Raw genomic sequence first — 24,900 nt, forward strand, 5'->3', positions numbered from 1 at the left:
TCTGGTTCGATCGACCATCGTAAACACAGGCATCCTGACGCATCGGTTACACTGGTCGTTACCCATTTGTGCCTCAGGTTCAATGCGTTGGTCAGTCAGAATCAAACCTTCCGAAGGGCTGACCACAAGCCAAAGGTTTCGCATCCGACTCCACCCTTGCGGCGACATGCAGTACCCCACGCTTCCCGATTACGGGTGTTTCCTACGTTGGCCTGAGAACGGGCAAGCGTTCATTCATCCCGATGATGTCGCTGTGGCAACGAAGGTCATCCCCAGCCCACGTGTCCTTAAGCGGACTAATTTTGACGGTACGTACTATCACTTTCAGTACGGTAACTTGCACTTTCGTCTTCGTCCGGCGATGTGGCTGAAGCTCCCCGCTGCTGAGATAGAGATTGGCGACCAAGTCGAAACAGTCGGCATGGGATTCGATCGCGAACACTTCGTAGCGACCGTGTGGGGGATGTACTACGTGGCCCGGAAAGGCTGTATCCTCTATCGTTTGAAACGCGCCGATCGCGTGATTCCGAAGCTTTTCGCAAGCGAACACCTGCGATTGATCACCGATAAAAACACCGTTCGACCGGGGAACACCAAATACCGTTCGCCGACCTGGAGCGGCGACGGCGAAACCGTGTCCGACCTATCGTTCGAGGAGTAACCGTAGAGATGCAACTTGGATTTGTGACCGCCATCGTGCCAGACGCGAGCTTGGAAGACGCGTTCTCGATCGCCGGCGAAATCGGTTACGACTGCATGGAAGTGATGTGCTGGCCGCCGGGAAAAGCCGAACGTCGGTACGCCGGGATCACCCACATCGATGTCCTCGCACTCGACAACGCAGAAATCGATCGTTTGCAGAAACTGCAGTCCGACACAGGCGTCACGATCAGTGCCTTGGGCTATTACCCGAATGTCCTCTCCCCCGACGAGGCCGAAGCCGATCAAGGCTGCCAGCACATTAAAGCGGTGATCAAAGCGACCGCGCGATTGGGGCTCGCGACGATGAACACGTTCGTCGGCCGCGACTGGACCAAAAGCGTTGACGACAACTGGCCTCGATTCTTAGAAACCTGGAAACCGATCATTGACGTCGCCGAAGAGCACGGTGTTCGTGTCGGCATCGAAAACTGCCCGATGTTTTTCACCGCCGATGAATGGCCGGGGGGAAAGAATCTGGCAATCTCGCCAGACATTTGGCGACGCATGTTTGACGATATCCCCAGCGATTGCTTTGGACTGAATTTCGATCCCTCGCATTTGGTGCTTCAGCAGATGGACTACGTCAAACCCTTGGCCGATTTTGCGGACAAGCTGTTTCATGTTCACGCCAAAGATTTACGAATCGATCGCTTGCGTCTTAACGAAGTCGGCGTCTTTGCGAATCCGAATCGCTGGCACTCACCGAAACTGCCCGGGTTAGGCGATATCGACTGGGGACGGTTCTTTGGCGCATTGGTCGACACGGAATACGACGGCCCGGTGTGTGTCGAAGTCGAAGACCGCGCTTACGAAGGCTCCCACGCTGACTGCCTCCGTGCCCTTCGACAAAGCCATAATTTCCTCCGTTCGTTTGTGGTGTGATTGATCAATCACCTTACGATCGATCATGATTGACAGAGAACTCGAATCCACACGTTTGTTTTTACAGGACCTTTGAAATGGATGATTGGGCGATTGGCGTTTTTGCTTCCGTCGACGCCGGCCTCGGAGTTAAGTGGGATGTAATCTCTGAACTCGGGTTGCCGACGATTCAATTGCACGCCCCACACCAAGGCCAACGGAGTGCCGCCGATGCCGAAAAGCTAAAGCAACAACTCGACCAAATGGGAGTCCAATGCACCGCGGTGTTTGGAGGATTCGAGGGCGAAAGTTATGCCGATATTCCGACCGTCGTGCAAACGATCGGACTCGTTCCGCAGGCCTCACGCGAATCTCGCTTTCGCGAAATGTGCGAAATCTCCGATTTTTCCAAAGCACTTGGCTGCGATACGATCGCGCTTCACCTGGGATTCATCCCCGAAGATTCATCCGATCCACAGTACGATGCCGTCGTCGCGATCACCGCGAAGCTTTGTGATTACTGCAACGAAAACGGTCAATTTCTGCACCTCGAAACCGGACAGGAAACGGCCGAAGGTTTGATCGAATTCATCGCCGCGGTCGGCTGCTCGAATTTGAAAATCAATTTCGACCCCGCCAATATGATCCTCTACGGGACCGGCGAACCGATCGAAGCATTGCGACTGCTCGCACCCCATGTGCGCAGCGTTCACTGCAAGGACGGAACATGGAGCGACCAGCCGGGCAAGACTTGGGGATGTGAAGTTCCGCTCGGCCAAGGCGACGTCAATATCGAAGCGTACCTGAAAACTCTTCACGAAATCGGCTACAGCGGGCCGCTCACCATCGAACGTGAAATCCCCGAAGATCCCGAACGCCAAAAAGCCGAGATCGGCGGCGCGATCGAATTGCTCTCCCGGTTGCGCAGCGAAATACTAGGCTAGCTTCCCTGCTGGCTCAGCGGTCTGTTGACTTGAATGAGCAAGTATTCGCAACAACCATGGCGAACGCCATTCGGATGATGGCTAGATCAGCCGCCGAGCGTTAGCTCGCGGTTACGTGTCTCGTTCGCGTTCGCTTCCAGTCGCATCAGCAAACACTCGCAACAACCATGGCGAACGCCAATCGGCTGATTGTTCATGTTGATTACTGACAAAACCCTACCGGGCCTCCGCTCGCATGCGTTCCCGGAGCGGACGTATGATTGCTCGCGGTACAAATTTCGCGAGCATCTCGTCGTCTTCGCTTACCCCAGCGATCTGTTTTAACAACGAGCTACTGACGTGCGCGAAACGTTCATCAGCCATCAAAAATACCGTCTCGATTTCACTATCGAGTTGCCGGTTTGCCATCATCATCGTGAACTCCCCGGCGATGTCGGTCAAAGGCCGAATGCCACGAACCATCACCCGCGATTGCTGCGAACGAACAAAGTCGACCGCTAATCCGTCAAAAAATTTGACCTGAATGTTGGGCAAGTCTTTGGTCACCGTTTCAATCAGGTCACGGCGTTGGTCTGGCGTAAAAAGTGAACGCTTTTCCGCATTGATCCCGATCCCAATGATCAGCGTTTCAAACAGACGGCTCGCTCGGTCAATGATGTGCAAGTGCCCGAGCGTGATCGGATCAAACGAACCGGTGTAGACGGCGACTTTAGGACCAGGAGCAGACATTGGGTTTCCAAGAAAAGTAGAGCGTCACGCGAGCGGGTATGCACCAGAATAACGCATCTGTGCCAGATTGAATGGGGGGCAATGCACCGGGACTGGCCAACCACAACATGAGGCACCCCACGAGGATTGCCAGTGGATAGTCTGAAATCAATATCCGATGAATAGCGTCTAGCGAAAGCCGCGATCATTGCGAATGGAATTAAGACGCGTAACCGTAAACGAGAACTCCGCGACCGATCCGGTCTCAGAAACTTACTTTCGATGGAACCCTATCTGCAAACGCCCTCAATCAACCGTTCTAGATCTTCGCCGTCGTTGTAAGCATGGACACTCACGCGGACGCCTCCGTCACGACAACTCACGACACAACCGACATCTAGCAGGCGTCGTCGGACCGTCGCGGGATCTTGTCCGGGAACTTCAAAGGTCACGATCCCAGAGCGATGCCGTTTCTCCGGCGCTTGTCGCGTTTGGATCCCATTGGCGTTCAGCTGATCTCCCAAGATCGATGTAAGTTCGACAACACGCGTACCAATTGAGTCGGATCCGTGATGACTACGGATCGTCGAGAACAAATTCAAACTCGCAGCCAGCGCGGCGGCGCCTACCATATTGGCCGATCCCGGCTCAAATCGCTCGGCGGTGTTTTTTAGTGTGAGCGCCGGATTAGCATAGTTGAACGCGTTTTGAACGCTGTTCCAGCCCACATTGCCACATCGCAAGCGTTCCAAATGCCGGCGACGAATCATCGCAATCCCCATCCCTTCCGGTCCCAACATCCACTTGTGCCCGTCGGCAGCCAAAAAGTCGATGTCGATCTGGCTTAAATCAAGATCGAACACCCCCAATCCTTGGATCGCGTCGAGGTAAACGAGAATTCCTCTTCGGTGCGCCCGCTCGACCAGGTCTTCGATCTCAACGCGATACCCACTCGAATAGCCAACCCAGGAGAGCGCAATCATTTTGGTGCTTTCATCGGCCGCTTCCAGAAGATCGTCCACCACCACGGCCTGTTCTCGGCGCGGGACCTTTCGGATCTCGACGCCCCGCGCCACCTGATTTTCCCATGGGAATAGATTGCTGGGAAATTCACCTTCGGGTACCACTACGCTGTCGCCGGGTTGCCAAGGGAAACCTTCGGCGACCAAGTTGATCCCGGTCGAGGTGTTGGGGATCAAACAGATTTCGTCGCGACTGGTCCCCAATAACTCTGCCGCCACACGCCGAAGTTCATCAAGTCGACCGGCCCATGTGGGCCACATGGTGTCTCCCTGTTTTTCGGCTTCATCGGCATAACGTCGGATCGCATGGGCGGCCGGCGCCGACAACGGCCCCACGGCTGCATGGTCCAGATACGCCCACTTTTCACTGACCGGCATTTGCCGCCGCCACCAACCCCAAGGATCTTCTTCGACGGTTGGTTGCGAGGATGTAGTCACGGAAGACGCCACGTGAGTGCCCTTTCAATCGGTATTTGCAGAAAAATTGTTGTCGTCCCCGCCGGATGTCCAAATCGGTAAACTAGCGATTTAGCGTAGGCTTGGGAAAATAGCGGTCAGGTAACTATACTGCTGACCTTCCATGGCCGCGATTGGACGATTAACTTGGTTCCGCTTCCAGATTTTCAACTACTTCTGAGGTTTGATTGATGCCCAAGGCCCTATGTCTCTTCAGCCTTGTTGCGTCGATCTTGGTGGTCTGCCTGTTCCTGGTGGATTCGGTCGCCATTATCGCCGGTGTCGAAGCTCTCCAGATTTTGGGCGGTGCAAGCCTGATGATGGACCTGACGTTCGCCATTCTAGGCGGAGTGCTGATTTATCTCAGTTGGTCGACCTACCGCGAACAGCGATAGACCGGCACAAGTTCGACAAACTTCTCAGTCAGCACTGACCGCCGTCAAGCCCATTGGCGACAGTCAGACGCAATGCTGCGCGAGTCCCGGTGGGCGTTCTTGCTTATTCGCCAGGCTAGCGAGCTTGCTGGCGATCGATCTCACAGGTTTTCGCCCGCGGTTGATTGCGGATCGCTCTTGCGATGGGACCGTCCGGCTGGGATGCTTCGCCGGTTTGACGCTGCCAATGTTCCGCCAAACGCGTTTGCTCGACCGTGACGCAAATAGATCGATATATCCTGAACTTGTACTTACGCACGTTTATCGTGTCGTTCTTGTCGCTTTCGGGCATCTTCATCGTCTTTCACGCGTTCACGAACATGACGGACTTGGCCGAACTGGCCGAGAAACGGGCCCTCTCGCTGGCCTACGTCATGGCCGAGTTCTACGGGCCTTATTTGCTGCTATTATTCGACTGGACCGGCGCCATCATTGCGTTGATGTCTGTGCTCTTCGTCGTCGGCTGGCTACGCCGCACCGGCGAACTAACGTCAACGCTTGCTGCCGGCGTTTCACATGGCCGACTGTTCCGCGCGATGGTCGTCGCGTCCGGGTTGATCATCCTGGTCCAATTTGCCAGTCGCGAGCTGTTGTTGCCTTCGATGCGTGATGTTTTATCGATGAAAAACCGTGACATCACCGGTGACAATCCGCAGCCCGTTTTGCCCAGCTACGACAACATCAGCGGAATACTGCTCCAAGGCGAATCGATCAAACCGCGGAGTCGCGTGATGATCAATCCGCGATTTAGTATCGACGGCGATTACGAAGGCTTCGGTGATGCGTTGATCGCAAAAACGGCACAGTGGCTTCCGGCAAACGCGTTGCACGATGAAGGCTATTTGATGCAGCAAGTCCAAATCCCCAAGCACATCGAGACGCTCGATTCGGCAGGGGTGGGTGAACGGGCGGTCTTGATGACCTCGAAGCAACACGATTGGATCGGTTCGGATGAGTGCTTTGTGGTCACTCCGGTGAATGCAGAAATTTTGCAAACCGATCAGTCTTCGACTCGGCTGTGCAGCACGATGCACTTGGCCAAGCGACTGCGAAATCCCGCGGTGCACAATTCGATCTCAATTTCGGTGCTGCTACACGAGCGACTCATTCGTGTGCCATTGGACTTTGCCTTGGTCCTTCTAGGGCTGCCTCTGGTCGTCAACCGACGTGACAGAAAGCTATTCGTGACGATCGCCGCGGCGATGGGATTGGTCGTGTTTTTCTTTTCACTGAAAACAATCGGGAGCGCCCTCGGTGGCGCAGGGATCTTGTTTTCTCCCGCGATCGCGGCTTGGCTACCACTTTTAGTCCTTGGACCATTCGCGTTCATGCGTTACCGCGAAGTCCAGACACTGTAGGCAACCTTTACGATGGCGCCACAGGACTTTAGCGTTGTCATCGCGACCCTGAATGAAGCGGAAAATGTATCGCGGTCGATCGAGTCCGCGTTTCGCTGCAATGCCGGCGAAGTCATCGTGGTTGATGGCGGAAGCGGTGATTCGACCGTCGCGATCGCAAAACGTTCCGGTGCGAAGGTAATCACATCGGAGCGTGGCCGTGGCATGCAGCTTCGCCGTGGCGCCGAACGGGCGCGAGGCCGCATGCTGTTGTTCTTGCATGCCGACAATTGGCTCGATCGCGAGTGCCTGACTACTGCGTGCCGTCTTTACGACATCCAACCGGATCGCGACGGTTTTTGGGGCGGGTTTCGGCAGCGAATCGAGGCGGACGGAATGGCTTACCGCATGCTGGAAGTTGGCAACGCGATGCGAATTCGATTGCGTGGAATACCCTTCGGTGACCAGGCGATATTTGTCCAGCGATCGTTATACGACATCGTCGGCGGTGTTCAGCCACTTCCTCTGATGGAAGACGTCGTTTTGGCACAATGTCTTCGCCGTCACCGCTGGCCAACTTTGGTCGACGCGACAGTGCATGTCGACCCGCGCCGCTGGCAGCGTTGTGGAGTGATCCGACAAACGGTCCGCAACTGGGGGATTCAGACGGCCCATTGTCTCGGCATCTCCGAGGGCAGATTGTCGCAATGGTACCGTTGATTTCTGCGGTGAAAACCAATGCCAGACCTTGCGACTCGATCGTTGGAACTTAGAATCGAGATGTGGCATGCAACGCGTGATTGGCGACGATTTGTGTTTGAATGGGACGAACACCCCCGCGCGTTTTCAAGTCGCAGTAGCCCAACGAGGAGTCCGTTTTGCTAACCGAAGCTACCGTTGAAGAGATGTTCCGCAGCCTGATTAACGACCCCAATCGCGGGGAAGACGTATTCGACAAGGCGGAGGATCTATTGGACGAAGAATTGCGTCCGGAAAGCCCACTTCGTCATCGCCTGACGGTGGAACTGGAAGAATTGCGAGAGATGGCTGAGAAGAAGTAGACGTTTTAGTCAGCCTCACCTGCCAACGCATCACAGAAAAAGCCACGACGGAATGATTCCGCCGTGGCTTTTTTCTTACACCATGGATGTACTCGACCGGATGTGTTGTTTACCTGTTGAGCGTCAACCCGAACGTGTAACCGACCATCAAGTAGTCTTGTTCGTTGTCGCCACCTGGAACCGTTCCGCCAACGGCATCGCCGCCTCGCCACAGTCCGCGTTCGATATCGATCAACTGGAATCCAGCTCGGATGGTGAAGTCACGGGTCAATTGATACGCAAGGTCCGCTCGCACATCGAATCCGAGAAAGAATTCTTCGTTGCGAGAATTGACCGGTGAGGTCTCCTCACGAATGATCCGAGCCACCTCGTCACCCTGAGAGATCGGTGCAGTCGTGTTGTCGTACACGACCGCTTCGGTCCAAGTATTCTTGTAGCTGCTCTGCCAGTTTCCACCCGAGAACACTCGGAAGTCACCGGTGGCGACAAAGCGATCGATGAATTTCATGTAGCGGAAACCGAATTGCGCGGTGATCGCCTCATTCTCAGTGAAGGCCTGATTGATTGTCAGTTCCTCGGCGAGAGCGCCATACTTGTTCAACAAGTTTGAAGAGATAACGTTGTCGGGATCGTTCGAACTTTCGAATCTCGACGCCGCATAGGTATCCTTCAGCCGGAACCAACGGATGCCAACCAGGGGCTCTAGAATTCCACCATAGTGATAGGGCTCCATTCGCCAGGTTTTACTCAATTCGTAGCTGTCGAATGAAATCACGTTCAAGCTGTCAAGTTCATCGACGAACCGGTAATTGAAGCCGATGTTGTTGCTGATGCCGGGGATCGCTTCGAGTCCAAACGGGGGCGCCGCGTTGGTTGCTTCACCGTCGAGTTCGTCCTCGTTGATCCGGTTGCCACGTTCGTGACGTATGCGATGAAACTCACCGACGTCATTGTCGACCCAGCTGAACAACCAACCGCTGTCCGAATCGGGCAACATGAACCCGACTTCATAACGGTGACCGGCGCCACCATCTAAGCGACTGTCATCATCACCGAAATTCAGGTCATTGTTGTCTGGTCGGCTACCGTAAAGGTAAAGCCGATCGTAAGTCGCGAACCAACCAGTGTTGGCTCGCTTTTTGGGCTTAATGTCTGCCAAGTCCGCGTCATAAATCGGCTCGAACCAACGAAAATCTGGTTCGAACTGAAATGGATCGGCAACAGGGAGGTGTTGTTGAGCCTGAGCCGAAGCCATGCCGCAAAGCAACACGAGAGATCCAATAACTCTAGCCGTCAGCTTCCGTACCGACATCGCTGTTCCACCGTCTAATTGAAGTCGTCCGTAGCGGCCGTTTGGAAAGCGACAAGGCTCCCCCCCGCGGCACGCGCCAAGGTGCAAAATAGATTTTTGTGCGTTCCTCGCACAAAGATCCGGTCGTGACGGTCTTATCGGACATGACACTCACCAGTGCTTAGCCTGTTTATCGCCAGATGCGCCAAAAGTGCGAGAATCTTGGGAATCGGCACAGCTTAACATCGCTATCGCAAGACCAGTTCGACGAGCCTCCGGCGGTTTCGATGCCTATTTTTTCCCCATCGCTCGTTTGCTGGCAAAGAAGTCGGTGAGGATTTGCCCGCAGCGTGCGCCTAGAATCCCCGCCTCGATTTCGGCCTGATGGTTTAGCCGGACGTCACTCAAGAGTTTGAATAGGCTTTCAACCGCACCTCCCTTGGGATCACTGGCACCGAAAACGACACGTGGGATGCGACTTTGCAGAATCGCCCCCGCACACATCGGGCACGGCTCTAAGGTGACGTACAACGTACAGCGTTCCAGCCGCCAATCACCGACTGCGGCTGCGGCTTGAGTGATCGCGATCATTTCGGCGTGGGCCGTGGGATCCTTGAGCGCCACGCGTTCGTTACCGGCAGCGGCAATGATTTGATGATCGCGTATGATGATTGCGCCGACAGGGACCTCGTCCGCGACGGCGGCTTGCATCGCAAGCTCGAGCGCGCGTCCCATGAAATGCTCGTCAATGTCGTGCTGGTTCGGACTATGCATCAAAGGTGGCCAAGAAAAACCGTGTAGTAGTTCGGCGTGCTCGATCACCGCCGAGCTTTAGCTCGCGGTTACGTGCCCTAGCTCCTGACAATCCATCACTATTGGTCAGACTCTTCTTTGGCCAGTTCAGCGGGGTTCAAACGTCGGATCGCAAGATTCCGAAACTGGGAATCGCATTCGAAATTGGCAATTCCCATTGGCGTGCAGGGATCCATTTCGAAACGGATGTCAAACTTTCGATCTTTGCGTGGCACGTCAAACATTTTTACTTCGTCGATCCAAACAGTGATCTGAGCCTTTTCGACACGCACACGTGCCTTGTACCAACGCTCGTCGTCATACGCTTTGAACATGGTTGTTTCATTGTCACTTGCGTCATGCCCATCGATGCTACTGATGCCCGTGACACCGCCCCCCCAGCCCCCCATGACCAAACTGGCGACCTCTTTTCCAACCGGGAACGTATACGCGCAAACAAAGTCGACTCCCCGATCACGCCGACATTCCCAACGCACCTCATAATTGTCGCGGGGAAGCACTGGCGGCTGTTTTTTTTTCGTCTCAGCCGATGCTTTTTTCTCTTCGCCCTCGAACGGCCCGGACCAGCGCACTCCGGTTAACGGTTGACCAAACTCCATCTTGATCAAGCCATCCTTCATGGTAATTTCGCCATCACCACCGAATTCGCATGGCTCCCAATGATCGTTCAATGAAATCCAGCGTTGGTTGTCTTTCGCTGTTGCAGTTTCTTTTGAACTAGGCTTTGACTCTTCAGACGCCGCGGAAGAGTTAGCACTCACTTCCTGTCCGCGTGCGGGCTTGCCCTCGACGACGAACGCACTGATAAACAAGGTTGCAACCATCGCGGTGGCAGTCAACGCATTAGAGAGTTTTGTTTGGCTGTCGGTCAACGCAGAATCCTCGGCAAATGGGCTAGGGCACACCCTGATCGGGCGATTGGGGGGAAGCAAAATTCAATGTTTCATTCACAGACAAGATAGACAGTCACGATGCGTCCTGTCACCGGAATCAAGATACTCGGAATGCGGCTTGGCGTCGTCCTGCTGGTGTCATACTGGATTGTACTCTTTACCGGGACGCATTTACCATCGACCCGTGTGATCGCGCCGCAAATGAATGATAAGTCAAAGCACTTTGGCGGCTACTTCGTGCTGGCTCTGTTGCTGTGCTATGTCTCACACACCAATCCAAAGCGGACATATCCAAACGCTTCTCGCTTCGGGAGCATCGCCGCCGTTTTATTCCTTTACGGGTGCTTGGATGAATGGAGCCAACAATTCGCTCGTGGACGCCACCCGGATGTTTGGGACCTCTTCGCAGACGCGTGCGGGATTACCTCTGCGATTCTTTTTTACATCGTCGTGAAACGACTCCAGAGATCGATCAGCACGCCCTCGACGTCAAGTTCCGGATCTTGAATTGATCGGGGCCGGCTCACCGAGATAACCGCGAGCTAGCGCTCAGCGGCTGATCGGAATCAATCAGCCGAATGGCGTTAGCCACGGTTGTTGCAGATGTTTGTTTCGGGGATTGGTTGTGGACGAAACTAAGACACGTAACCGCGAGCTAGCGCTCAGCGGCTGATCGGGCGGACCCAAACAGTGGGTTTAGACGGATCGTTCGTCTCGCAAGACCCCATTGCCGGCTGAGCGTTCACTGCGCCGAAGTCTCGACGGCTGATTCGGCGTCCGGCTGATCCTCCGCTGCCTCTATTTTCAACTTGGCAATTCGTTGACGCAAAAGCCGGGATTGCTTTTCGAGTTCCTGAAGCTCAAGCTCCATCTTTTCGATCCGGCGTTCACAGCTTGGTCGCAAAATCCGATCGAAGATGTCAAAGAGCACCAAAACACGAAATGCTTTAATCGCGGTCCCACGCAATCGATACGCCCGCAACGCATTGGAGAGTTGTTGAAAGCGAACGACTTCGGTCAGCCGGATCGTTCGCGCGAGACTGAGTGAACGCAGAAATGAAATCAACGGGATCAAGATGATCGCCAGGTCAATCCAATGATCTTTGCAGTATTGGATTTTTTTCTCGGCGATCGAAACCATCAGAATGAACTCGGCGGCAAACGCAAACCAGATCACGCCGGTCCCAAAATGCAACACCAGCCGTAACCATCCATACGCGGCGACCTGATCTTTCAAGAAAAACTCGATCACCAAGATCGGCATGATCAGCAGCGCGACGATCATCATCGGGACGCTAAACTGCCGTTCGAGCTGCCGCTGCAAACGACGGCCACCTTGGCGCCACCCTAACCCGGGCAACCAGATTCGCCCATGCATTTCTGGGCTTCGAGCCCCCATTCGTAATGCCGGACAGATGCAGAACAACAATCCTTGCAAATGTTGCTTCCGCATTTCATTGTTCCAAGGTCGCGTCATCCAGTGCACGATCGACTCGGCGATCACGACGCACCAGACGATGCCCATCGTCCAAAGGACAAACACTTCTAAAGTGATCGCGTAACGAAACAAAGACGGTTCGTCCAAATTGGATTCACCCAGGACCTCGACCGCACGTTTTTTCAAACTGGGCATGTCGACCCAAATGACCACCAAAATGGCAACGCAAATCAAGTAAATCAGCGCAAGGCTGAACATCAAGACTTCGTTACGCCCGGCGAACCAACGTCGCCAGCCTTTCGAATCGAACGATTTCAATTCCACCGGAAACGTCCCTCCCAGCGGAGCGTCACTTTCAAAAGTATCCGTTGAACATTTGGTAGTTTCCCACAAATCCGCCGCCCAGTTCAACAGGCACAAAACCGACGCCTCGTCGGGCGCCGGTGAAACCCCTGTTTAACGACAACCGATCGCCATTGCGTGAATCTTCGCCTACCGAACCTATCGCTATTTCGCTTCGCGGTTGAGCGGTTCATCGACCACGATTGACTTCGGAAAGTCAGCGGCGTCATTCCCGCCGCGATCGTCCCACCGTTTATTTTGACTACGCCCACTAGGTTGATTCATCGGAATATCCATCCCGCCGGCCTCGCCCAACATCGCGTAGAGTTTGTCTTCCATCTCTTTGGCGACCGAAACATAGTCTGGATCGTTGATAAGGTTTTTTGTTTCGCCAGGGTCAGTCGTTAAATCGTAAAGCTCGTCAACGTCCCAAAGTCCATAGTAGGTGATGTACTTGAAGCGATCACCGCGAAGGGCGAACTGTGTTGGCGACTGAGGAAAGTTCTTTTCCCAGTAGTAGACATACAAAAAGTAGTCACGCCAATTCATCTCGGGGTGGTTAGGAAGTTCCAAGAAACTTTCGCCGTCCATGTAACTCGGGGTTTGCAGGCCTGCGGCGTGCAAGATCGTTGGTCCGATGTCGATGTTTCCGATCACTTGTTCGACAACTTTGCCGCCTTCATAAAGCTCCGGACATTGCATCATCATTGGGACCCGAATCGACTCTTCGTAAGAAACACGTTTGTCGATCAGCCCGTGTTCGCCCCACATGAAACCGTTGTCGCCCATGTAGACAATCAGTGTCTCGTCGTGGATTCCCATTTTCTTCAACTGATCGACCACACGTCCGACGCTGTCATCGACCGCGAGTACCGATTCGCAATAGCGTCGATACAGGTAGTCGAGCCCTTTATCACTGTGATAGGAAAAATCGATTCCGTGCCAACTGTTCCGTTGATCCCGGACCCATCGTGGCGCGTCGTTTTCGGCTTTGATTTCTTTCCCACGCGGCAGGAAGCTCAAGTCGGCGTCGGCGTAGCGCCCCTGGTGACGCTCGGCCGGGGTGAAGTTTGCGTGGACCGCTTTGTGTGAGAGATACAAGAAGAATGGCTTGTCGTCGGAACGCTGTCCCAACCAGTCGATCGCGTAGTCGGTCAGTTCATCGGTGATGTAGCCTTTTTGTTTGACACGTTTACCGTTGACATTCAACGTGTACTTCGGTCCCGGTGGTAGATAGTTTCCCTGGCCGCGAAAACTGATCCAGTGATCGAATCCGGGGCGAGGGTCATCGTGGGCCCCACCCATGTGCCATTTACCGATAAACGCAGTGTCGTACCCTGCACGCTGCAAATACTGCGGAAAAAACAAGGTTCCGTCGGGGACCAGTCGGTTGTTGTCGATCACTCGATGCTTGTGGGTGTAGAGCCCCGTCAGGATTGACGCTCGGCTGGGCGAACACAAACTGGTGGTCACGAACGCATTCTTCAGGTGAACCCCCGACGACGCCAATGAATCTAGGTGAGGTGTCTCCAAAAAAGGATGCCCCATGAACCCCATCGCGTCATATCGATGGTCGTCGGTCAATATGAAGACAACATTTCGCGGTTTGACGCCGTCTCGCTTCGGCGTCGCTGGCAATTCGGCGGCTTCGACCGAAGCCGAACACCATAACACAGCAATTGCAGCTACAAACCAACCGGAACAGGAGAACCAACCTCGAAGGGATTTACGCGACATATGAATTCAGCACACCAGGGGGGGAAGGGACAGTCGGGACGAGCCGGATAGGAGCAGTCCGTTGAGGAATCGACAGTTTATACAACACTGGGGGACTCGTCGATTTTTGACAACGTGCGTAGACTTAAATAGAAGCACGGGCCGGGTCGACCGGCGATCGTTCTGGTGACCGCACCTCCCCTACCGCCCTGAATCCACGCACGATCCGGGGTAGCGTCAAACCTTTCTTGGTTTCGAGATGGCTAACGAGCAGGATATTTACGAAGAACACGTCCTAGATCACTACGAAGACCCTTATCACCGTGGCGTCTTAGAAAATGCCACACACGAGGACGAGGGGAAGAATCCGCTGTGCGGGGACGTCATCCAAGTCACACTTCGACTCGATGACGAAGGTCGCGTCGCCGAAGCGTGGTTCGACGGCGAAGGCTGTGTCATCAGCCAGGCTTCGGCGTCGATGCTAATCGAAAAAATCGAAGGCAAAACGCCGGAGGAAATTCGCGACTTTTCGGCCAACGAAATGTTGGAATTGTTCGGTCCGAAGCTCACTCCTAACCGTCAAAAATGCTGCTTGCTTTCATGGCGAGTCCTGCAGTCGGCGCTGCACTCGCCGATCGAGGATGACGACGAAGATGATTCCGATGGTCCCAGTTTTGGTGGGCCGAGTTTGGGTGAGGAGAGTTAACCGAATGTCATTTGACCCGATTGAAATTCGAAAGGATTTCCCCGTTCTCGCTCGCGCGGCCGCCTCCGGGGAGCCGCTGGCGTTCCTTGATAACGCCGCTAGCTCCCAACGACCATCGCAAGTCATCGACGCGATGTCGCAGTGTTATCGCAACTACTACGCTAACGTTCATCGGGGAATTCATACGCTGAGCGAAGAATCGACGGCAGCGTACGAAGCAGCCCGAGAATCAACACGACGTTTTCTCTCGGCGTCATCGACTCGCGAGATCATCTTCACTGCGGGAACGACCGCCGCAATCAACCTGGTCGCCCACTCTTGGGGTTCAGAATTTATCGGTCAAGACGACGTGATCTTGCTGACGATTGCCGAGCATCACGCCAACATCGTTCCTTGGCATCAGCTTGCCGAACGCGTCGGCTGCCGGATCGAATTCGTTCCACTCGAAGACGACTTCACGATTAGCGACGACGTCCTTCGTGATAAATTTCAAACGCTGAGCCCCAAACTGTTCTCGTTCGTTTCGAGCAGCAACGTTTTGGGCACGAACTTTCCCGTCGAGCGATGGACAAAGATCGCGAAAGAATTTGACGCGACGGTTTTGGTCGACGCTGCCCAATCGGCCCCGCATCAAGCCATTGACGTGACTCGGTGGAATGCCGATTTCGTTGTCTTCAGCGGGCACAAGGCGTGTGGCCCATCTGGGATCGGTGTACTTTACGGACGCGAATCACTGCTCAATGCCATGCCTCCGTTCCTCGGCGGTGGTGGCATGATTGATCGGGTCACAACCGAAGGATTCACATCGACGCATCTGCCCGAAAAATTCGAGGCCGGCACGCCGCCGATCGTCGAGGCGATCGGGCTCGGGGTCGCGCTCGACTACCTTTCTGACATCGGACTGGACCGGATCGCCGAACACGAACACAAACTCTGTGAAGCTGCCGATGGTGCCCTACGGCAAATCGATGGCGTCGAAGTGATCGGGCCAACACCTGACAAAAAATCTGGCATCGTCAGTTTTTCGATCGACGGTGTTCACGCACACGATGTCGCACAGTGGCTCGATACACGAGGCATTGCAGTGCGGGCAGGACACCATTGCGCGATGCCACTGCACGAATCACTGGGGAAAACCGCAACCACGCGAGCAAGTTTCTATCTCTATAACACCGCCGACGAAGCCGAACGGTTTGTCACCGCGGTTCAAGAAGTGCAATCAAAATTTGCGAAACGTGGGCGAAGACGACGCCGACGCGAAGTCCCGTCGTAGTCAACATTCGACGTCGTTTGAGATGATCGCGAAAAGACGAGCGATAATGTGACCAATCAGCCGATTCGCGATCATTGCATGTGCTTGCTCAATCGATTGACTATGACCTGAGCCAAGACACGTAACCGCGAGCTAACGCTCGGCGGCTGATCAGAACCATCAGCCGAATGGCGTTAGCCACGGTTGTGTCACGACAACGCAGGCCGCCTTGCAGCAAACAATTAGGCCTCCTCGTCGCCCTCTTGCTCATCGGCGCCGGCTTCATCTTCTTCAACCGGTCCGAGAAGTTGCTCCAGCTGACGTCCGAGTTCATCGCCGCGGGCGCTCAGGGAAACGACCTTTCCTTCTTTGTCCACCAACCAGACTGACGGGATCGCGTTGATCCCATACTTGACTGCCATTGGGTGTTTCCAGCCGGCGCCTTCCTTGAACAGGTTCACCCATGGAACCGATTCCTTTTCCACATACGCTTCAAGTCGTTCGCGATCGGAATCTAGGCTGATCCCAACGACATCGAAACCTTTTTCGTGATAGAGGTCATAATTTTTTCGAACGTTCGGCGCCTCGGCGATACAAGGACCACACCAGGTTGCCCAGAAATCAACGAGGACGACTTTCCCGCGGTATTGTGACCAGTCGAATTCCTCTCCATCGACTAACGCGCCTTCGATTTCAATTTCCTTTCCCAATAGCGCGAGGCGTTTCGCGGTTGATTCAAATCGACTTTGGTAGGGGCGAAGCTGTGTGTTTCCGGACTCACGAATCATGTCGGCAAACGCCTGGTTTGCTTCCAATGCGACCTCCGGGTCACCGCCCCGTTCCAAATAAGTCGCCAAGCCCATTGCGTTCGCTATATTCGGGCGTGCCTCGCCTTCTTCAAGAATCAAACGTAGTTGACGTTTGGTTAGCTCCAGCAATTTTTTTTGCTCTTCTTTGCTCGCGTCGCGAACGCCACGAATCCGTTCTGGCAGTACCATTTTGGCCGCAAGCATGAAGTGCCGGTCCGAAATTTCCTCATCGCTGGCCAGGACTTTCTCAGACGCGTCGCGGAGTGCACCGTTGATTTTTGACTGAGCTGCGTTGTACTGGCGATCGAGTTCAGCTTGCAGTTCGCTGAGTTCCTCGACGTACTCGATGACCTCATCAAGATCGCCTTCGGGTACGACGAATTCGCCGACGTCTAATAGCAACGATGATTCCACCGCTTCGCCCGGCTCGGCTTGCTGCGCCGATGCAGAAGTCGACGACGCTGCGATGACCGCTGCGACGATCAAAGTCATTAGTTTTTTCTGGCTCATCACAATGCCCTGCTAGTTACGAAAGTGGCGGTTGGAGTCAGTGCGAGCAAACAAACAAATCGTTCGCATCAGCATTCAGAATACCAATTTCTAAGTGAATCACCGCGCATTCGTTCGGCATTTTTCGGACTCACGCGATGTTTTTATGGGAGAGACAGGATCACGACCGCCAGGATGTGCTTTGGTCGTGATCTGCCCCTCTGGATGTTGGACATTTGATAAACTAGGCAATACGTTTTCGAAAACCAACGAACGCCAACAAGCAAACCGACGGCGGAACCGTCCGCATCGGATCGTATCGAGTTGGGCGACTCTGCCCCACAGACGCCGCATTTGGATCGCGGTTTTCAGAAACGCTCTGAGCTGAAATTCGATCCATCGTGCAACTTCAACTCTCTCCTCTTACCCCCGCTACCTCGACATGTCCCCCTCCATCAATCGTCGACGCTTTTTGGCTACAACAGCAGCGATCACGGCCCCCGCAATTATCACTTCCAAACGCACGCAAGCGCAAGATGTGATCGGCTCAGGTGACTATCAGTTCCAATTTCAACACGGTTGGCCACAGCTCCCCGACCAATTTCGCTGGCAGACGACACACAACGTGACCGTCGCCCCCGACAACCGTCTGTTCGTAATCCACGAGGGCAAGTCGGACTTGAAGGATCATCCTTCGATCTTTGTGTTCGATGAAGACGGACGCTTTATCAAAGCTTTCGGTCAGCAATTCCAAGGTGGCGGACACGGCCTGGACATCCGCGTCGAATCGGGGACGCCCTACCTCTATGTCTCCGGCTACCAGCATCTAAAGACGATTTGCAAATTAACGTTGGACGGGGAAGTGGTTTGGCAACGTTTTGCCCCGATGGAGTCGGGCAAGTATGCCGAAGGCGAAGCGTCGAACCCCGAAGGCGTCTGGGGACGGGATCGATTCATGCCGACGAACTTTGCGTTTCTCGACGACGGAGACTTTCTGGTCGCAGATGGTTACGGTGCGTATGTGGTTCATCGCTATGATGCCGACGGGCAATGGAAAGGCTTCTTCGGTGGTGCCGGAAAGGGCGACGGGACATTCAATCTTCCCCATGGCATATGGATCGACAAGAGGAACGAAGCCGCTCCCACGATCGTTGTCGCCGACCGCGCGCATCACACCCTGCAGCTCTTTGACATGGAACAGAACTACTTGCGCACAATCGATGGCTTTGGATTGCCGGCCAACATTGATACCCACGGCGACTTAATGTTGGTGCCAGAGTTGGTCGCCCGCGTTTCGCTGCTCGATCAAGACTACAAGACGGTCGTCACTCTCGGCGACGATCGTGACCGAGTTTCGGCGGACAAGAAACGAACGATTCGGTCGACCCCAGACAAATGGCAACCTGGAAAATTTGTTCATCCGCATGACGCATGCTTCGATAACAATGGCGACCTGTTTGTCGCGGAGTGGGTTGCGACCGGGCGAATCACGAAGCTGACCCGTGTTTAATTCTTCCAGCCGAAAATCCACACAAGTAGCGGAACCCACCCGAGGCGGATCAAACGATCAGCCGAATGGCGTTAGCCACGGCTGTTGCGAGTGCTTGCCGATGCGATCGATGGTGAACCCAATCGGAACACCTAACCGGGAGTCAACCCTCGGCGGTGGATCAGACAGACGATCGCCGGCGAAAATCCACCGCTGCACCGTTCACTTCTCAAGAAAACATCAAATGATTCGATCACTGGAATCACTTTGACGCTTCGATCTTTGCCAAGATCGGTCGAGGCTGTTTGGCCTGCCAGCGACAAACGGTTTCGCCAAGATAACGCCTGCAATGAAGCCACCGATGTGGGCACCATAGGCAACGCCTCCATCGCGACCGCCGAAAATTCCAAGCCCGCTTACGAGCTGGAAGGCAAACCAAACACCGACGGCAACATAGGCCGGGACGTCGGTGATGATTCTCAGCAAAATCACCGTGACTCGACGATTGGGATGCAATAACACGTACGCTCCCATGACCGCGGAAATGGCTCCCGACGCGCCCAAACTGGCAGTCAACGACGAAGCCCCCTGCGAATTCAGCGCCACATGGACGAGTGAGGCGATGATACCTGTCAATAAATAGAACACGAAGTACCGGACTCGTCCCATCGCGTTTTCCAAGTTGTCACCAAAAATCCAAAGGAACCACATATTGCCGAGCAAGTGTGCAATCGATCCATGCATGAACATGGCGGTGATCAATGTCAGATAGACGGGGACCGGGGTTGGTTTTAATCCGGGTTTGACGGCCTGCGAACGCCCCTGGGGTGTCGAAAATTCAATCAGTTCGTCATCGGTTTGATAGTCCTGACCACTGACAATTTCTGCGGGAACGACCGAATAGGCGAAGGTAAAGTCATTATTTTGGCCCATCCCTTGCAGGAGTACGAAAACGGCGATGTTGACTGCAATGAAGGCAATATTCAGCCAAGGAAAGATCGTGCGATCCGAATTGTCGTCGTGAATTGGAAAAACCATGGCCGAAACTTATCTTTTTCAACACGGGAAGAAAATTGATTGATCTAGGGTCGCTCAGCGTGAGCCGCACTGCCGAAAAATTCCTTCGTCTGCGACACCTGCACCAGTATTCACCTTAGGTAAGCTGAAGCACCAGTCCCGATTGACTTTCAACTGAAACCATGAACGCCACACCGCACGACGGCAGCTACTTCGTTTCCGATCTCCATTTGTTTTCTAGAAGATCGACCGGTGATCTGATGCTCGCCGAGTTGCAACGCAGAGCCAACGAGGGGCACACGATCGTGCTCGGTGGAGATATCTTTGACTTTAAATGGAGTTCGGACCCTTGCCCCGATCGCACGTTGAACCGTGCCGAGGAGTGGCTTCAAACATTGATCGAACAGAACGAGCACTGTGAATTCCACTACGTTCTCGGCAACCATGATTCACATCCATTGTTTGTCGAGCGTTTAAGGCGACTCACCGAAAACCACTCTGGATTCCAATGGCACCGTTATTTCGCACGGCTCGATCACTGTCTGTTCCTGCACGGTGACGTTGCCGATGGTTCACTCGATCACGCCCGCCTGGATGCCCGTCGCGAGCGTATGGAAAAGAAAAAACGGCGTCACCCCATGCTCCATTATGCGTATGACCTCGCCATTCATGCGCGGCTGCACCGGTTGGCGATCTTGTCGATCCGCGAAATTGTGGTGCTAAATCGTATCCGTCAATACGCTCAACAAATTGGTCACGGGCCGGACGAGGGAATTACGGACGTTTACTTTGGACACACTCATTTTGATCTCGATGGCGTCGACTACCAAGGACTGACCTTTCACAACGGGGGTGCCGCGATCAAAGGGTTGAGATTTCGGATTGTCCCGACATCGTTGTCATCGCCGGCAAAGCGACGAGCCTAAAGAACACTGCGACGATCGCAACAATCGCTGTTTACCGTTTCGCGACATCCGGTTCATCACATCGCAACGTCAGCACTCGGCTACCTTTGCCGACAGCCTGATCGACAGCCACGTCGATGCTCTGCACCTTCCCCGCAATGGGCGCCTGAAATTTCCACGTTGACTTGGCTCGCAACATCGCGTCACGTTTATCGAGCAAGCTTGTCAGGTAGAGCTGACTTTCGTTGATCGAGCTTTCCAAGTATGCGAGTGAGACGACATTGGGATCCGTGGACACCACAGTATCTCCGAAGTCATGCAAAGCAAGCTTGGCACGCTCGAGTTGCCCGCGGCGAGTAGCAAGTTCCGAGTCAGCCATTTCAATATCTCGATAAAGTCTCTCGGCGGCTTCACGTTCGACAAGGCGTTGTTTGATCTGCGGAACCATGCGGGTAATCCGATGCTCCAGAGCCACGACACGTTCTGCGGCCAATCGGGCCGCTTCCCTCGATGCTTGGACCTCGCTTTCTAGACGCCGTTTGGCGAGAAGTTGGTTCTGGCGAATCTCTTCGGATCGTTCTCGCTGAGTTGCAATGAACTCCCGGACGGTCAAGATTTGTTGATCAAGTTCATTGACGATTCTTCGATCCACGGGCCGTGAAAAGACGACCAATGGATCACCGATCTTTATCGACTGACCGACCGCGACCGATACCGTTTGAACCTGGCCATCCTGGTCCGTCAACACCGGCACCAGACGTGGGAAAAGGAGACGCGGTGATTGAGCGGCGGTCTGTGATTGGCGTGACATCGCGAAATGCATGACGGACCAGCCGATCGCGATCAGGGTGGACGCGGCGAACAAACGGCCCAAAAGAGCAAGTCGAAACGGCCGTCGATGATCCGGCGCGGTGATGACCGGCACAGCAGGTGATACTTCAGCAGTCTCGTTCGCGGCTTCGGTTGTCGACGTATCTTCAGCCGCGATGACCGAAGCCTCGAAGTCGTCCTCCGATCGGCCATCACTTTCGGCGAGAACCTCATCCGGCTCGGACCGGTCATGGGATCTGTTCGTTATCGCTGGGGCGTTCGTTTCTTCGATTGCTCTGGCGGTTTCTTCTGTATCTTCGACGGCCGCGGCTTCGGCAGGGTCTGCGTCGCTGGGGGTCTCGGTGTTCGCGTGAGCGTGTTCGGCGTTCTCTAACGTGGATGAGGGGGCAAACGCCGGCCCGGCGTCCTCCGTGGGTTCCTCCGTGGGGCTTTGCGACAATGGAACCGGTGCCTGGGGTGCCATCACCGAAACGGAGACTTCGGCAGACGCAGACATCACATCGAAGGAGGTCGCAACCACCGGCTCTGTCACTATCAACGTCGACTCCGCCAACATCGAAACATTATCAGAGAGCACAACGAACGGTAGAGGTTGGGTTGACGACGCCGTTTCGTCCTCCGCCACCGGAACCGGTTCGTCGCGCACCTGTGGCTGTGTTTCTGGATCTTGTTCGTTGGCTTGAACCGACGGATTCGTTTCGCCCGATGAGTCGTCGGCGCTTGCATTCGGCGTCACATCTGCATTCGGCGTTACATCGACTCGTTGCCCGTCTGCTTTTGCTTCGCGACGTTCGTCTTCTTCGATGCTTTGCTGCGTGATTGCCGATTCCACCGTCGGCTCAGGCTTGCCCATGGAATTGGCGTCTTCAATTTGTTCCTCACCGTGGTCAGGATTCACTCGATCCGGTTGCGGAACAGGAACCGACGGCAAGTCCGAGATCAACGCGGTGAGCATCGCATGACTCTTGGCCGGCAAATCGACCAGCTTTGCCGCGATAGTCGATTCGGTACAGTCGTCTGCCGAAAATCGTATTGGAACGATCGTCCCAGAAGCAGTCTTGAGAATTGCCGACCGACTCTTAGAATCCCCTACAGAAGTCTGCAAAGCGATCAGTCGATCTTGTGGCGATCGGGTTAAATCGATCGTGGCGGTGAATTGATCTTCACTGATCAAGGTCAATTCAAACCGGCAGCCCAACCACAGCACCTCTGCCCAATGGGGTGGTGCTTGGCGAAGCGTCCGTTCTCGTGAATTGAAACGGTGCGGTGATGTTCTAGCGAGATCCTCAGCCGATCCCATGATGGACAACGATGAAAGGTTGGTCTTGGGGCAGACCTATAACCCTTTGTCGTCGCCGATCGCATCGACGATTGATAGAAATGCGTGAAAGCAGATTCGGGCGTACGATGGCGAAGCGATCGAACGATCTGTACCGCTTAGAACTGATCCGGAGAACCGGTTGAGAACGCGATAACGCCGAGCACCACGTACAGCACCATTCCGAGTGTGATCGATTCGCCGACAGATGTTCGCGTGGGTTGTTGCTGGGCAACCGTGGCTAACACCAGTCGGCTGATGATTGGATCAGCCGCAGAGCGTTAGCTCGCGGCTAGGTGTTCCGATTGGGTTCACCATCAATCGCATCGGCTGATCACTCACAATAACCGTGGCTAACACCAGTCGGCTAATTTCAATATCGAACTGGAACGATGCGTTAGCGAGCCGTCGAGGTAATGACGCCCAACCGACGGAGCCATTGGTCACAGAGACTTGGCCACTCCGATGCCCCCGGTTTTCCGACCGCCAGCCCCAAGCCATGACGCCCTTCGGGAAACACGTGCATTTCCGCTGGTACGTTATGATCGATCAACGCGTTGTAGTAGTCGAGTGCATTGCGAGGCGGAACGACGGTGTCCGCTTGAGTGTGAAACAAAAACGTCGGCGGTGTTTGCTCAGTCACGTGGGCTTCACCTGACGTGTCCGCGATGAGGGATTCTTCCGCATCGGCACCGAGCAGGTTGCGCTGGCTTCCCTGATGCGTGTGTGGCTTTCCGAATGCAATCACGGGATAGCAAAGGATACTGAAATCGGGACGTGAAGAAACGCGATCGATCGGATCATCCGAATCCGCGTCGACGTCGAAGTAACGTGTCGAGACGGTCGCACACAAGTGACCACCGGCGGAAAAACCGATCACGCCGATCCGTTCGGGATCGATGTTCCACTTCGAAGCGTTCGCGCGAACCGTCTGGATCGCTCGTTGAGCATCGCGAAGCGGAATGGGGTGTCCGTAGCCTTCTCCGTTGTTCCCTTTCCCACGCAATCGGTACGTGCAAATGGCGGAGCTTACACCGCGGTCTTTAAACCATTCAGCGATCTCGTAACCCTCGTGCCCGATGGCATGACCGCCGTATCCTCCGCCGGGCAGAATCACGATCGCCGCCGTCGGTTGATCCGCTTCGACAAACGTGCAGGTCAATTCCGGAACGTCGCCTTGACCTTGGAATTTTGATCCAGGAGGCATACCGTCCCACAGCGGCATCTTCACTTGTTTGGCCGCGTCGATTTGATCGGATTGTTGCGTCGCAACGTTATCTTGGGCAAGCGCCGTTGCCGACGAAAGTTCAACAAGGAGCGCAAAGATGCTGAGGGTCAAAAAACATTTCATGGGTGGGGAACCTAGGTGGTAACGAGTTGTCTGACCGTCACAGTCTAGCCGGTCATGCCTGCGTTTGTCCGCACCCCATTTCGGTTACCCTATTGCCGCCGGAGAAACGATCTCGCCTGAGTTCCAGGGCCCCTGTTTTAAGAATCCTGCAGTAGCAATGAGAGATAGCTTCGCATTTCGGCATGCACAAATCCCAGTTCGCCGGCGAGCCGTTGAATTTGTTCGCCCGCTTCGGCGAGTCCATCCGAATCGCCGTCATCGATCAAAAGCTCGATCTCCGCATAGGTACCAACTTGATCCACTCGATCGACCGTCACCGTGAAGGATGATCGCGGCGATGGTTCTTCGAAGCGGAATGTTTGACGTTGTTTTCGAACCGTCGCAACCGGTTCAAACCCTAGCGATTCGAACAGCGTTTGCATCTGCATTCCGTCAGCATCACCGGGGGCCAAGCACCATTCGATTTCCTTTCTCGCTTTCAGTCCGATCGCGGCGACATCAAGCTTAGGCCCCTTGTAAGTCACCGATGCTATCCCGTTGACTCGTCGCACTCGCAGTGCTTCTTTGGTCTGTACGAAATCCCGACACGGGTGACGCAAATACGTGTCCGCATGGGATTCGGTCGGTCCGCCCGATGCGCCTAACCGAACCAATCGCTGCTTCACCACTTCGGGATCGTCAATTCGGAACTTAGTCTCTACTTCAAGCATGCGAG

Annotated in this window: 24 protein-coding genes; 12 read left to right on the plus strand and 12 right to left on the minus strand. The window is 54.6% G+C overall.

All coding sequences use genetic code 11. The features are described from left to right. Positions 1–166 precede the first annotated feature (166 nt). The 3 genes from FYC48_RS12885 (at position 167) to FYC48_RS12895 (ending at position 2,507) form a co-directional block, all read left to right on the plus strand. Positions 167–661 (plus strand): hypothetical protein, encoded by a 495-nt coding sequence (locus tag FYC48_RS12885; RefSeq protein WP_149497130.1) that lies wholly within the window; start codon positions 167–169, stop codon positions 659–661. Between the two features lie 8 nt (positions 662–669). Continuing rightward, positions 670–1,584 carry a sugar phosphate isomerase/epimerase family protein gene (locus FYC48_RS12890; RefSeq protein WP_149497131.1) on the plus strand — a complete coding sequence of 305 codons (915 nt, stop codon included), beginning with the start codon at positions 670–672 and terminating at the stop codon, positions 1,582–1,584. A gap of 77 nt (positions 1,585–1,661) precedes the next feature. Further along, positions 1,662–2,507, plus strand: a complete 846-nt coding sequence (locus tag FYC48_RS12895) for a sugar phosphate isomerase/epimerase family protein (protein WP_149497132.1) — start codon at positions 1,662–1,664, stop codon at positions 2,505–2,507. 216 nt (positions 2,508–2,723) lie between these two features. Here FYC48_RS12895 and coaD read toward each other — a convergent pair whose 3' ends face one another. Further along, on the minus strand, positions 2,724–3,236 hold the full coding sequence (coaD, locus tag FYC48_RS12900; protein WP_149497133.1) for a pantetheine-phosphate adenylyltransferase: 513 nt from the start codon (positions 3,234–3,236) through the stop codon (positions 2,724–2,726). A 269-nt stretch (positions 3,237–3,505) separates the two neighbouring features. Further along, positions 3,506–4,675 (minus strand): aminotransferase class V-fold PLP-dependent enzyme, encoded by a 1,170-nt coding sequence (locus tag FYC48_RS12905; protein ID WP_235034231.1) that lies wholly within the window; start codon positions 4,673–4,675, stop codon positions 3,506–3,508. A 209-nt stretch (positions 4,676–4,884) separates the two neighbouring features. Between FYC48_RS12905 and FYC48_RS12910 the strand changes: the two genes are divergently transcribed. The 4 genes from FYC48_RS12910 (at position 4,885) to FYC48_RS12925 (ending at position 7,525) form a co-directional block, all read left to right on the plus strand. Continuing rightward, positions 4,885–5,088, plus strand: a complete 204-nt coding sequence (locus tag FYC48_RS12910; RefSeq protein WP_149497134.1) for a hypothetical protein — start codon at positions 4,885–4,887, stop codon at positions 5,086–5,088. A 254-nt stretch (positions 5,089–5,342) separates the two neighbouring features. Next, positions 5,343–6,485 carry an LptF/LptG family permease gene (locus FYC48_RS12915; RefSeq protein WP_149497135.1) on the plus strand — a complete coding sequence of 381 codons (1,143 nt, stop codon included), beginning with the start codon at positions 5,343–5,345 and terminating at the stop codon, positions 6,483–6,485. A 12-nt stretch (positions 6,486–6,497) separates the two neighbouring features. Further along, entirely contained in the window at positions 6,498–7,184 is a 687-nt protein-coding gene (locus FYC48_RS12920) for a TIGR04283 family arsenosugar biosynthesis glycosyltransferase (protein ID WP_149497136.1), read from the plus strand. A 158-nt stretch (positions 7,185–7,342) separates the two neighbouring features. Continuing rightward, positions 7,343–7,525: a hypothetical protein gene (locus tag FYC48_RS12925; RefSeq protein WP_149497137.1), complete on the plus strand. Its 183-nt coding sequence runs from the start codon at positions 7,343–7,345 to the stop codon at positions 7,523–7,525. Positions 7,526–7,634: 109 nt separating this feature from the next. Here FYC48_RS12925 and FYC48_RS12930 read toward each other — a convergent pair whose 3' ends face one another. The 3 genes from FYC48_RS12930 to FYC48_RS12940 form a co-directional block, all read right to left on the minus strand. Continuing rightward, positions 7,635–8,837, minus strand: coding sequence for a hypothetical protein (locus FYC48_RS12930; RefSeq protein ID WP_149497138.1), 1,203 nt, complete (start codon positions 8,835–8,837; stop codon positions 7,635–7,637). A gap of 270 nt (positions 8,838–9,107) precedes the next feature. Beyond that, the gene (tadA, locus tag FYC48_RS12935) at positions 9,108–9,590 is read right to left on the minus strand and encodes a tRNA adenosine(34) deaminase TadA (protein WP_149497139.1); all 483 of its coding nucleotides are present in this window, start codon (positions 9,588–9,590) and stop codon (positions 9,108–9,110) included. A gap of 98 nt (positions 9,591–9,688) precedes the next feature. Further along, entirely contained in the window at positions 9,689–10,501 is an 813-nt protein-coding gene (locus tag FYC48_RS12940; RefSeq protein ID WP_160149496.1) for a family 16 glycoside hydrolase, read from the minus strand. 99 nt (positions 10,502–10,600) lie between these two features. Here FYC48_RS12940 and FYC48_RS12945 point away from each other — a divergent pair, with 99 nt between their 5' ends. After that, positions 10,601–11,029, plus strand: coding sequence for a VanZ family protein (locus FYC48_RS12945; protein ID WP_149497141.1), 429 nt, complete (start codon positions 10,601–10,603; stop codon positions 11,027–11,029). Positions 11,030–11,264: 235 nt separating this feature from the next. On the opposite strand, the gene FYC48_RS12950 is transcribed toward FYC48_RS12945, so the two are convergent. After that, positions 11,265–12,284 (minus strand): prefoldin domain-containing protein, encoded by a 1,020-nt coding sequence (locus tag FYC48_RS12950; protein ID WP_160149497.1) that lies wholly within the window; start codon positions 12,282–12,284, stop codon positions 11,265–11,267. A gap of 183 nt (positions 12,285–12,467) precedes the next feature. Continuing rightward, a complete protein-coding gene (locus FYC48_RS12955) occupies positions 12,468–14,039 on the minus strand; it encodes a sulfatase family protein (protein ID WP_149497143.1) in 1,572 nt (523 codons plus the stop codon). Between the two features lie 238 nt (positions 14,040–14,277). Here FYC48_RS12955 and sufU point away from each other — a divergent pair, with 238 nt between their 5' ends. Beyond that, positions 14,278–14,724, plus strand: a complete 447-nt coding sequence (gene sufU / locus FYC48_RS12960) for a Fe-S cluster assembly sulfur transfer protein SufU (protein ID WP_149497144.1) — start codon at positions 14,278–14,280, stop codon at positions 14,722–14,724. Between the two features lie 4 nt (positions 14,725–14,728). Beyond that, complete coding sequence (locus tag FYC48_RS12965) at positions 14,729–15,997, plus strand: SufS family cysteine desulfurase (protein ID WP_149497145.1); 1,269 nt, start codon at positions 14,729–14,731, stop codon at positions 15,995–15,997. A gap of 221 nt (positions 15,998–16,218) precedes the next feature. Here FYC48_RS12965 and FYC48_RS12970 read toward each other — a convergent pair whose 3' ends face one another. Further along, entirely contained in the window at positions 16,219–17,295 is a 1,077-nt protein-coding gene (locus FYC48_RS12970; RefSeq protein WP_149497146.1) for a peroxiredoxin family protein, read from the minus strand. A gap of 421 nt (positions 17,296–17,716) precedes the next feature. On the opposite strand from FYC48_RS12970, the gene FYC48_RS12975 reads away from it, so the two are divergent. Next, a complete protein-coding gene (locus FYC48_RS12975; protein WP_149497147.1) occupies positions 17,717–18,784 on the plus strand; it encodes an NHL repeat-containing protein in 1,068 nt (355 codons plus the stop codon). A 219-nt stretch (positions 18,785–19,003) separates the two neighbouring features. On the opposite strand, the gene FYC48_RS12980 is transcribed toward FYC48_RS12975, so the two are convergent. Then, entirely contained in the window at positions 19,004–19,801 is a 798-nt protein-coding gene (locus FYC48_RS12980; RefSeq protein WP_149497148.1) for a rhomboid family intramembrane serine protease, read from the minus strand. A 161-nt stretch (positions 19,802–19,962) separates the two neighbouring features. Here FYC48_RS12980 and FYC48_RS12985 point away from each other — a divergent pair, with 161 nt between their 5' ends. Then, positions 19,963–20,706: a metallophosphoesterase gene (locus FYC48_RS12985; RefSeq protein WP_149497149.1), complete on the plus strand. Its 744-nt coding sequence runs from the start codon at positions 19,963–19,965 to the stop codon at positions 20,704–20,706. 31 nt (positions 20,707–20,737) lie between these two features. On the opposite strand, the gene FYC48_RS12990 is transcribed toward FYC48_RS12985, so the two are convergent. The 3 genes from FYC48_RS12990 to cyaB all read right to left on the minus strand — a co-directional run bounded on the left by FYC48_RS12990 (position 20,738) and on the right by cyaB (position 24,895). Continuing rightward, a complete protein-coding gene (locus tag FYC48_RS12990) occupies positions 20,738–22,690 on the minus strand; it encodes an HlyD family secretion protein (protein ID WP_149497150.1) in 1,953 nt (650 codons plus the stop codon). Positions 22,691–23,231: 541 nt separating this feature from the next. Continuing rightward, the gene (locus FYC48_RS12995) at positions 23,232–24,185 is read right to left on the minus strand and encodes an alpha/beta hydrolase (RefSeq protein ID WP_235034233.1); all 954 of its coding nucleotides are present in this window, start codon (positions 24,183–24,185) and stop codon (positions 23,232–23,234) included. A gap of 137 nt (positions 24,186–24,322) precedes the next feature. Further along, positions 24,323–24,895 (minus strand): class IV adenylate cyclase, encoded by a 573-nt coding sequence (gene cyaB / locus FYC48_RS13000; RefSeq protein WP_149497151.1) that lies wholly within the window; start codon positions 24,893–24,895, stop codon positions 24,323–24,325. Positions 24,896–24,900 lie beyond the last annotated feature (5 nt).

Source organism: Roseiconus lacunae (assembly GCF_008312935.1).
Classification (GTDB): domain Bacteria; phylum Planctomycetota; class Planctomycetia; order Pirellulales; family Pirellulaceae; genus Stieleria; species Stieleria lacunae.

Excerpts from the sequence above, each read along its gene's own strand:
- FYC48_RS12885 (WP_149497130.1), top strand. The coding sequence starts at position 167 with ATGCAGTACCCCACGCTTCCCGATTACGGGTGTTTCCTACGTTGGCCT.
- FYC48_RS12890 (WP_149497131.1), top strand. The coding sequence starts at position 670 with ATGCAACTTGGATTTGTGACCGCCATCGTGCCAGACGCGAGCTTGGAA.
- FYC48_RS12895 (WP_149497132.1), top strand. The coding sequence starts at position 1,662 with ATGGATGATTGGGCGATTGGCGTTTTTGCTTCCGTCGACGCCGGCCTC.
- coaD (WP_149497133.1), bottom strand. The coding sequence starts at position 3,236 with ATGTCTGCTCCTGGTCCTAAAGTCGCCGTCTACACCGGTTCGTTTGAT.
- FYC48_RS12910 (WP_149497134.1), top strand. The coding sequence starts at position 4,885 with ATGCCCAAGGCCCTATGTCTCTTCAGCCTTGTTGCGTCGATCTTGGTG.
- FYC48_RS12920 (WP_149497136.1), top strand. The coding sequence starts at position 6,498 with ATGGCGCCACAGGACTTTAGCGTTGTCATCGCGACCCTGAATGAAGCG.
- FYC48_RS12930 (WP_149497138.1), bottom strand. The coding sequence starts at position 8,837 with ATGTCGGTACGGAAGCTGACGGCTAGAGTTATTGGATCTCTCGTGTTG.
- tadA (WP_149497139.1), bottom strand. The coding sequence starts at position 9,590 with ATGCATAGTCCGAACCAGCACGACATTGACGAGCATTTCATGGGACGC.
- FYC48_RS12945 (WP_149497141.1), top strand. The coding sequence starts at position 10,601 with ATGCGTCCTGTCACCGGAATCAAGATACTCGGAATGCGGCTTGGCGTC.
- FYC48_RS12955 (WP_149497143.1), bottom strand. The coding sequence starts at position 14,039 with ATGTCGCGTAAATCCCTTCGAGGTTGGTTCTCCTGTTCCGGTTGGTTT.
- sufU (WP_149497144.1), top strand. The coding sequence starts at position 14,278 with ATGGCTAACGAGCAGGATATTTACGAAGAACACGTCCTAGATCACTAC.
- FYC48_RS12965 (WP_149497145.1), top strand. The coding sequence starts at position 14,729 with ATGTCATTTGACCCGATTGAAATTCGAAAGGATTTCCCCGTTCTCGCT.
- FYC48_RS12970 (WP_149497146.1), bottom strand. The coding sequence starts at position 17,295 with ATGAGCCAGAAAAAACTAATGACTTTGATCGTCGCAGCGGTCATCGCA.
- FYC48_RS12975 (WP_149497147.1), top strand. The coding sequence starts at position 17,717 with ATGTCCCCCTCCATCAATCGTCGACGCTTTTTGGCTACAACAGCAGCG.
- FYC48_RS12980 (WP_149497148.1), bottom strand. The coding sequence starts at position 19,801 with ATGGTTTTTCCAATTCACGACGACAATTCGGATCGCACGATCTTTCCT.
- FYC48_RS12985 (WP_149497149.1), top strand. The coding sequence starts at position 19,963 with ATGAACGCCACACCGCACGACGGCAGCTACTTCGTTTCCGATCTCCAT.
- FYC48_RS12995 (WP_235034233.1), bottom strand. The coding sequence starts at position 24,185 with ATGAAATGTTTTTTGACCCTCAGCATCTTTGCGCTCCTTGTTGAACTT.
- cyaB (WP_149497151.1), bottom strand. The coding sequence starts at position 24,895 with ATGCTTGAAGTAGAGACTAAGTTCCGAATTGACGATCCCGAAGTGGTG.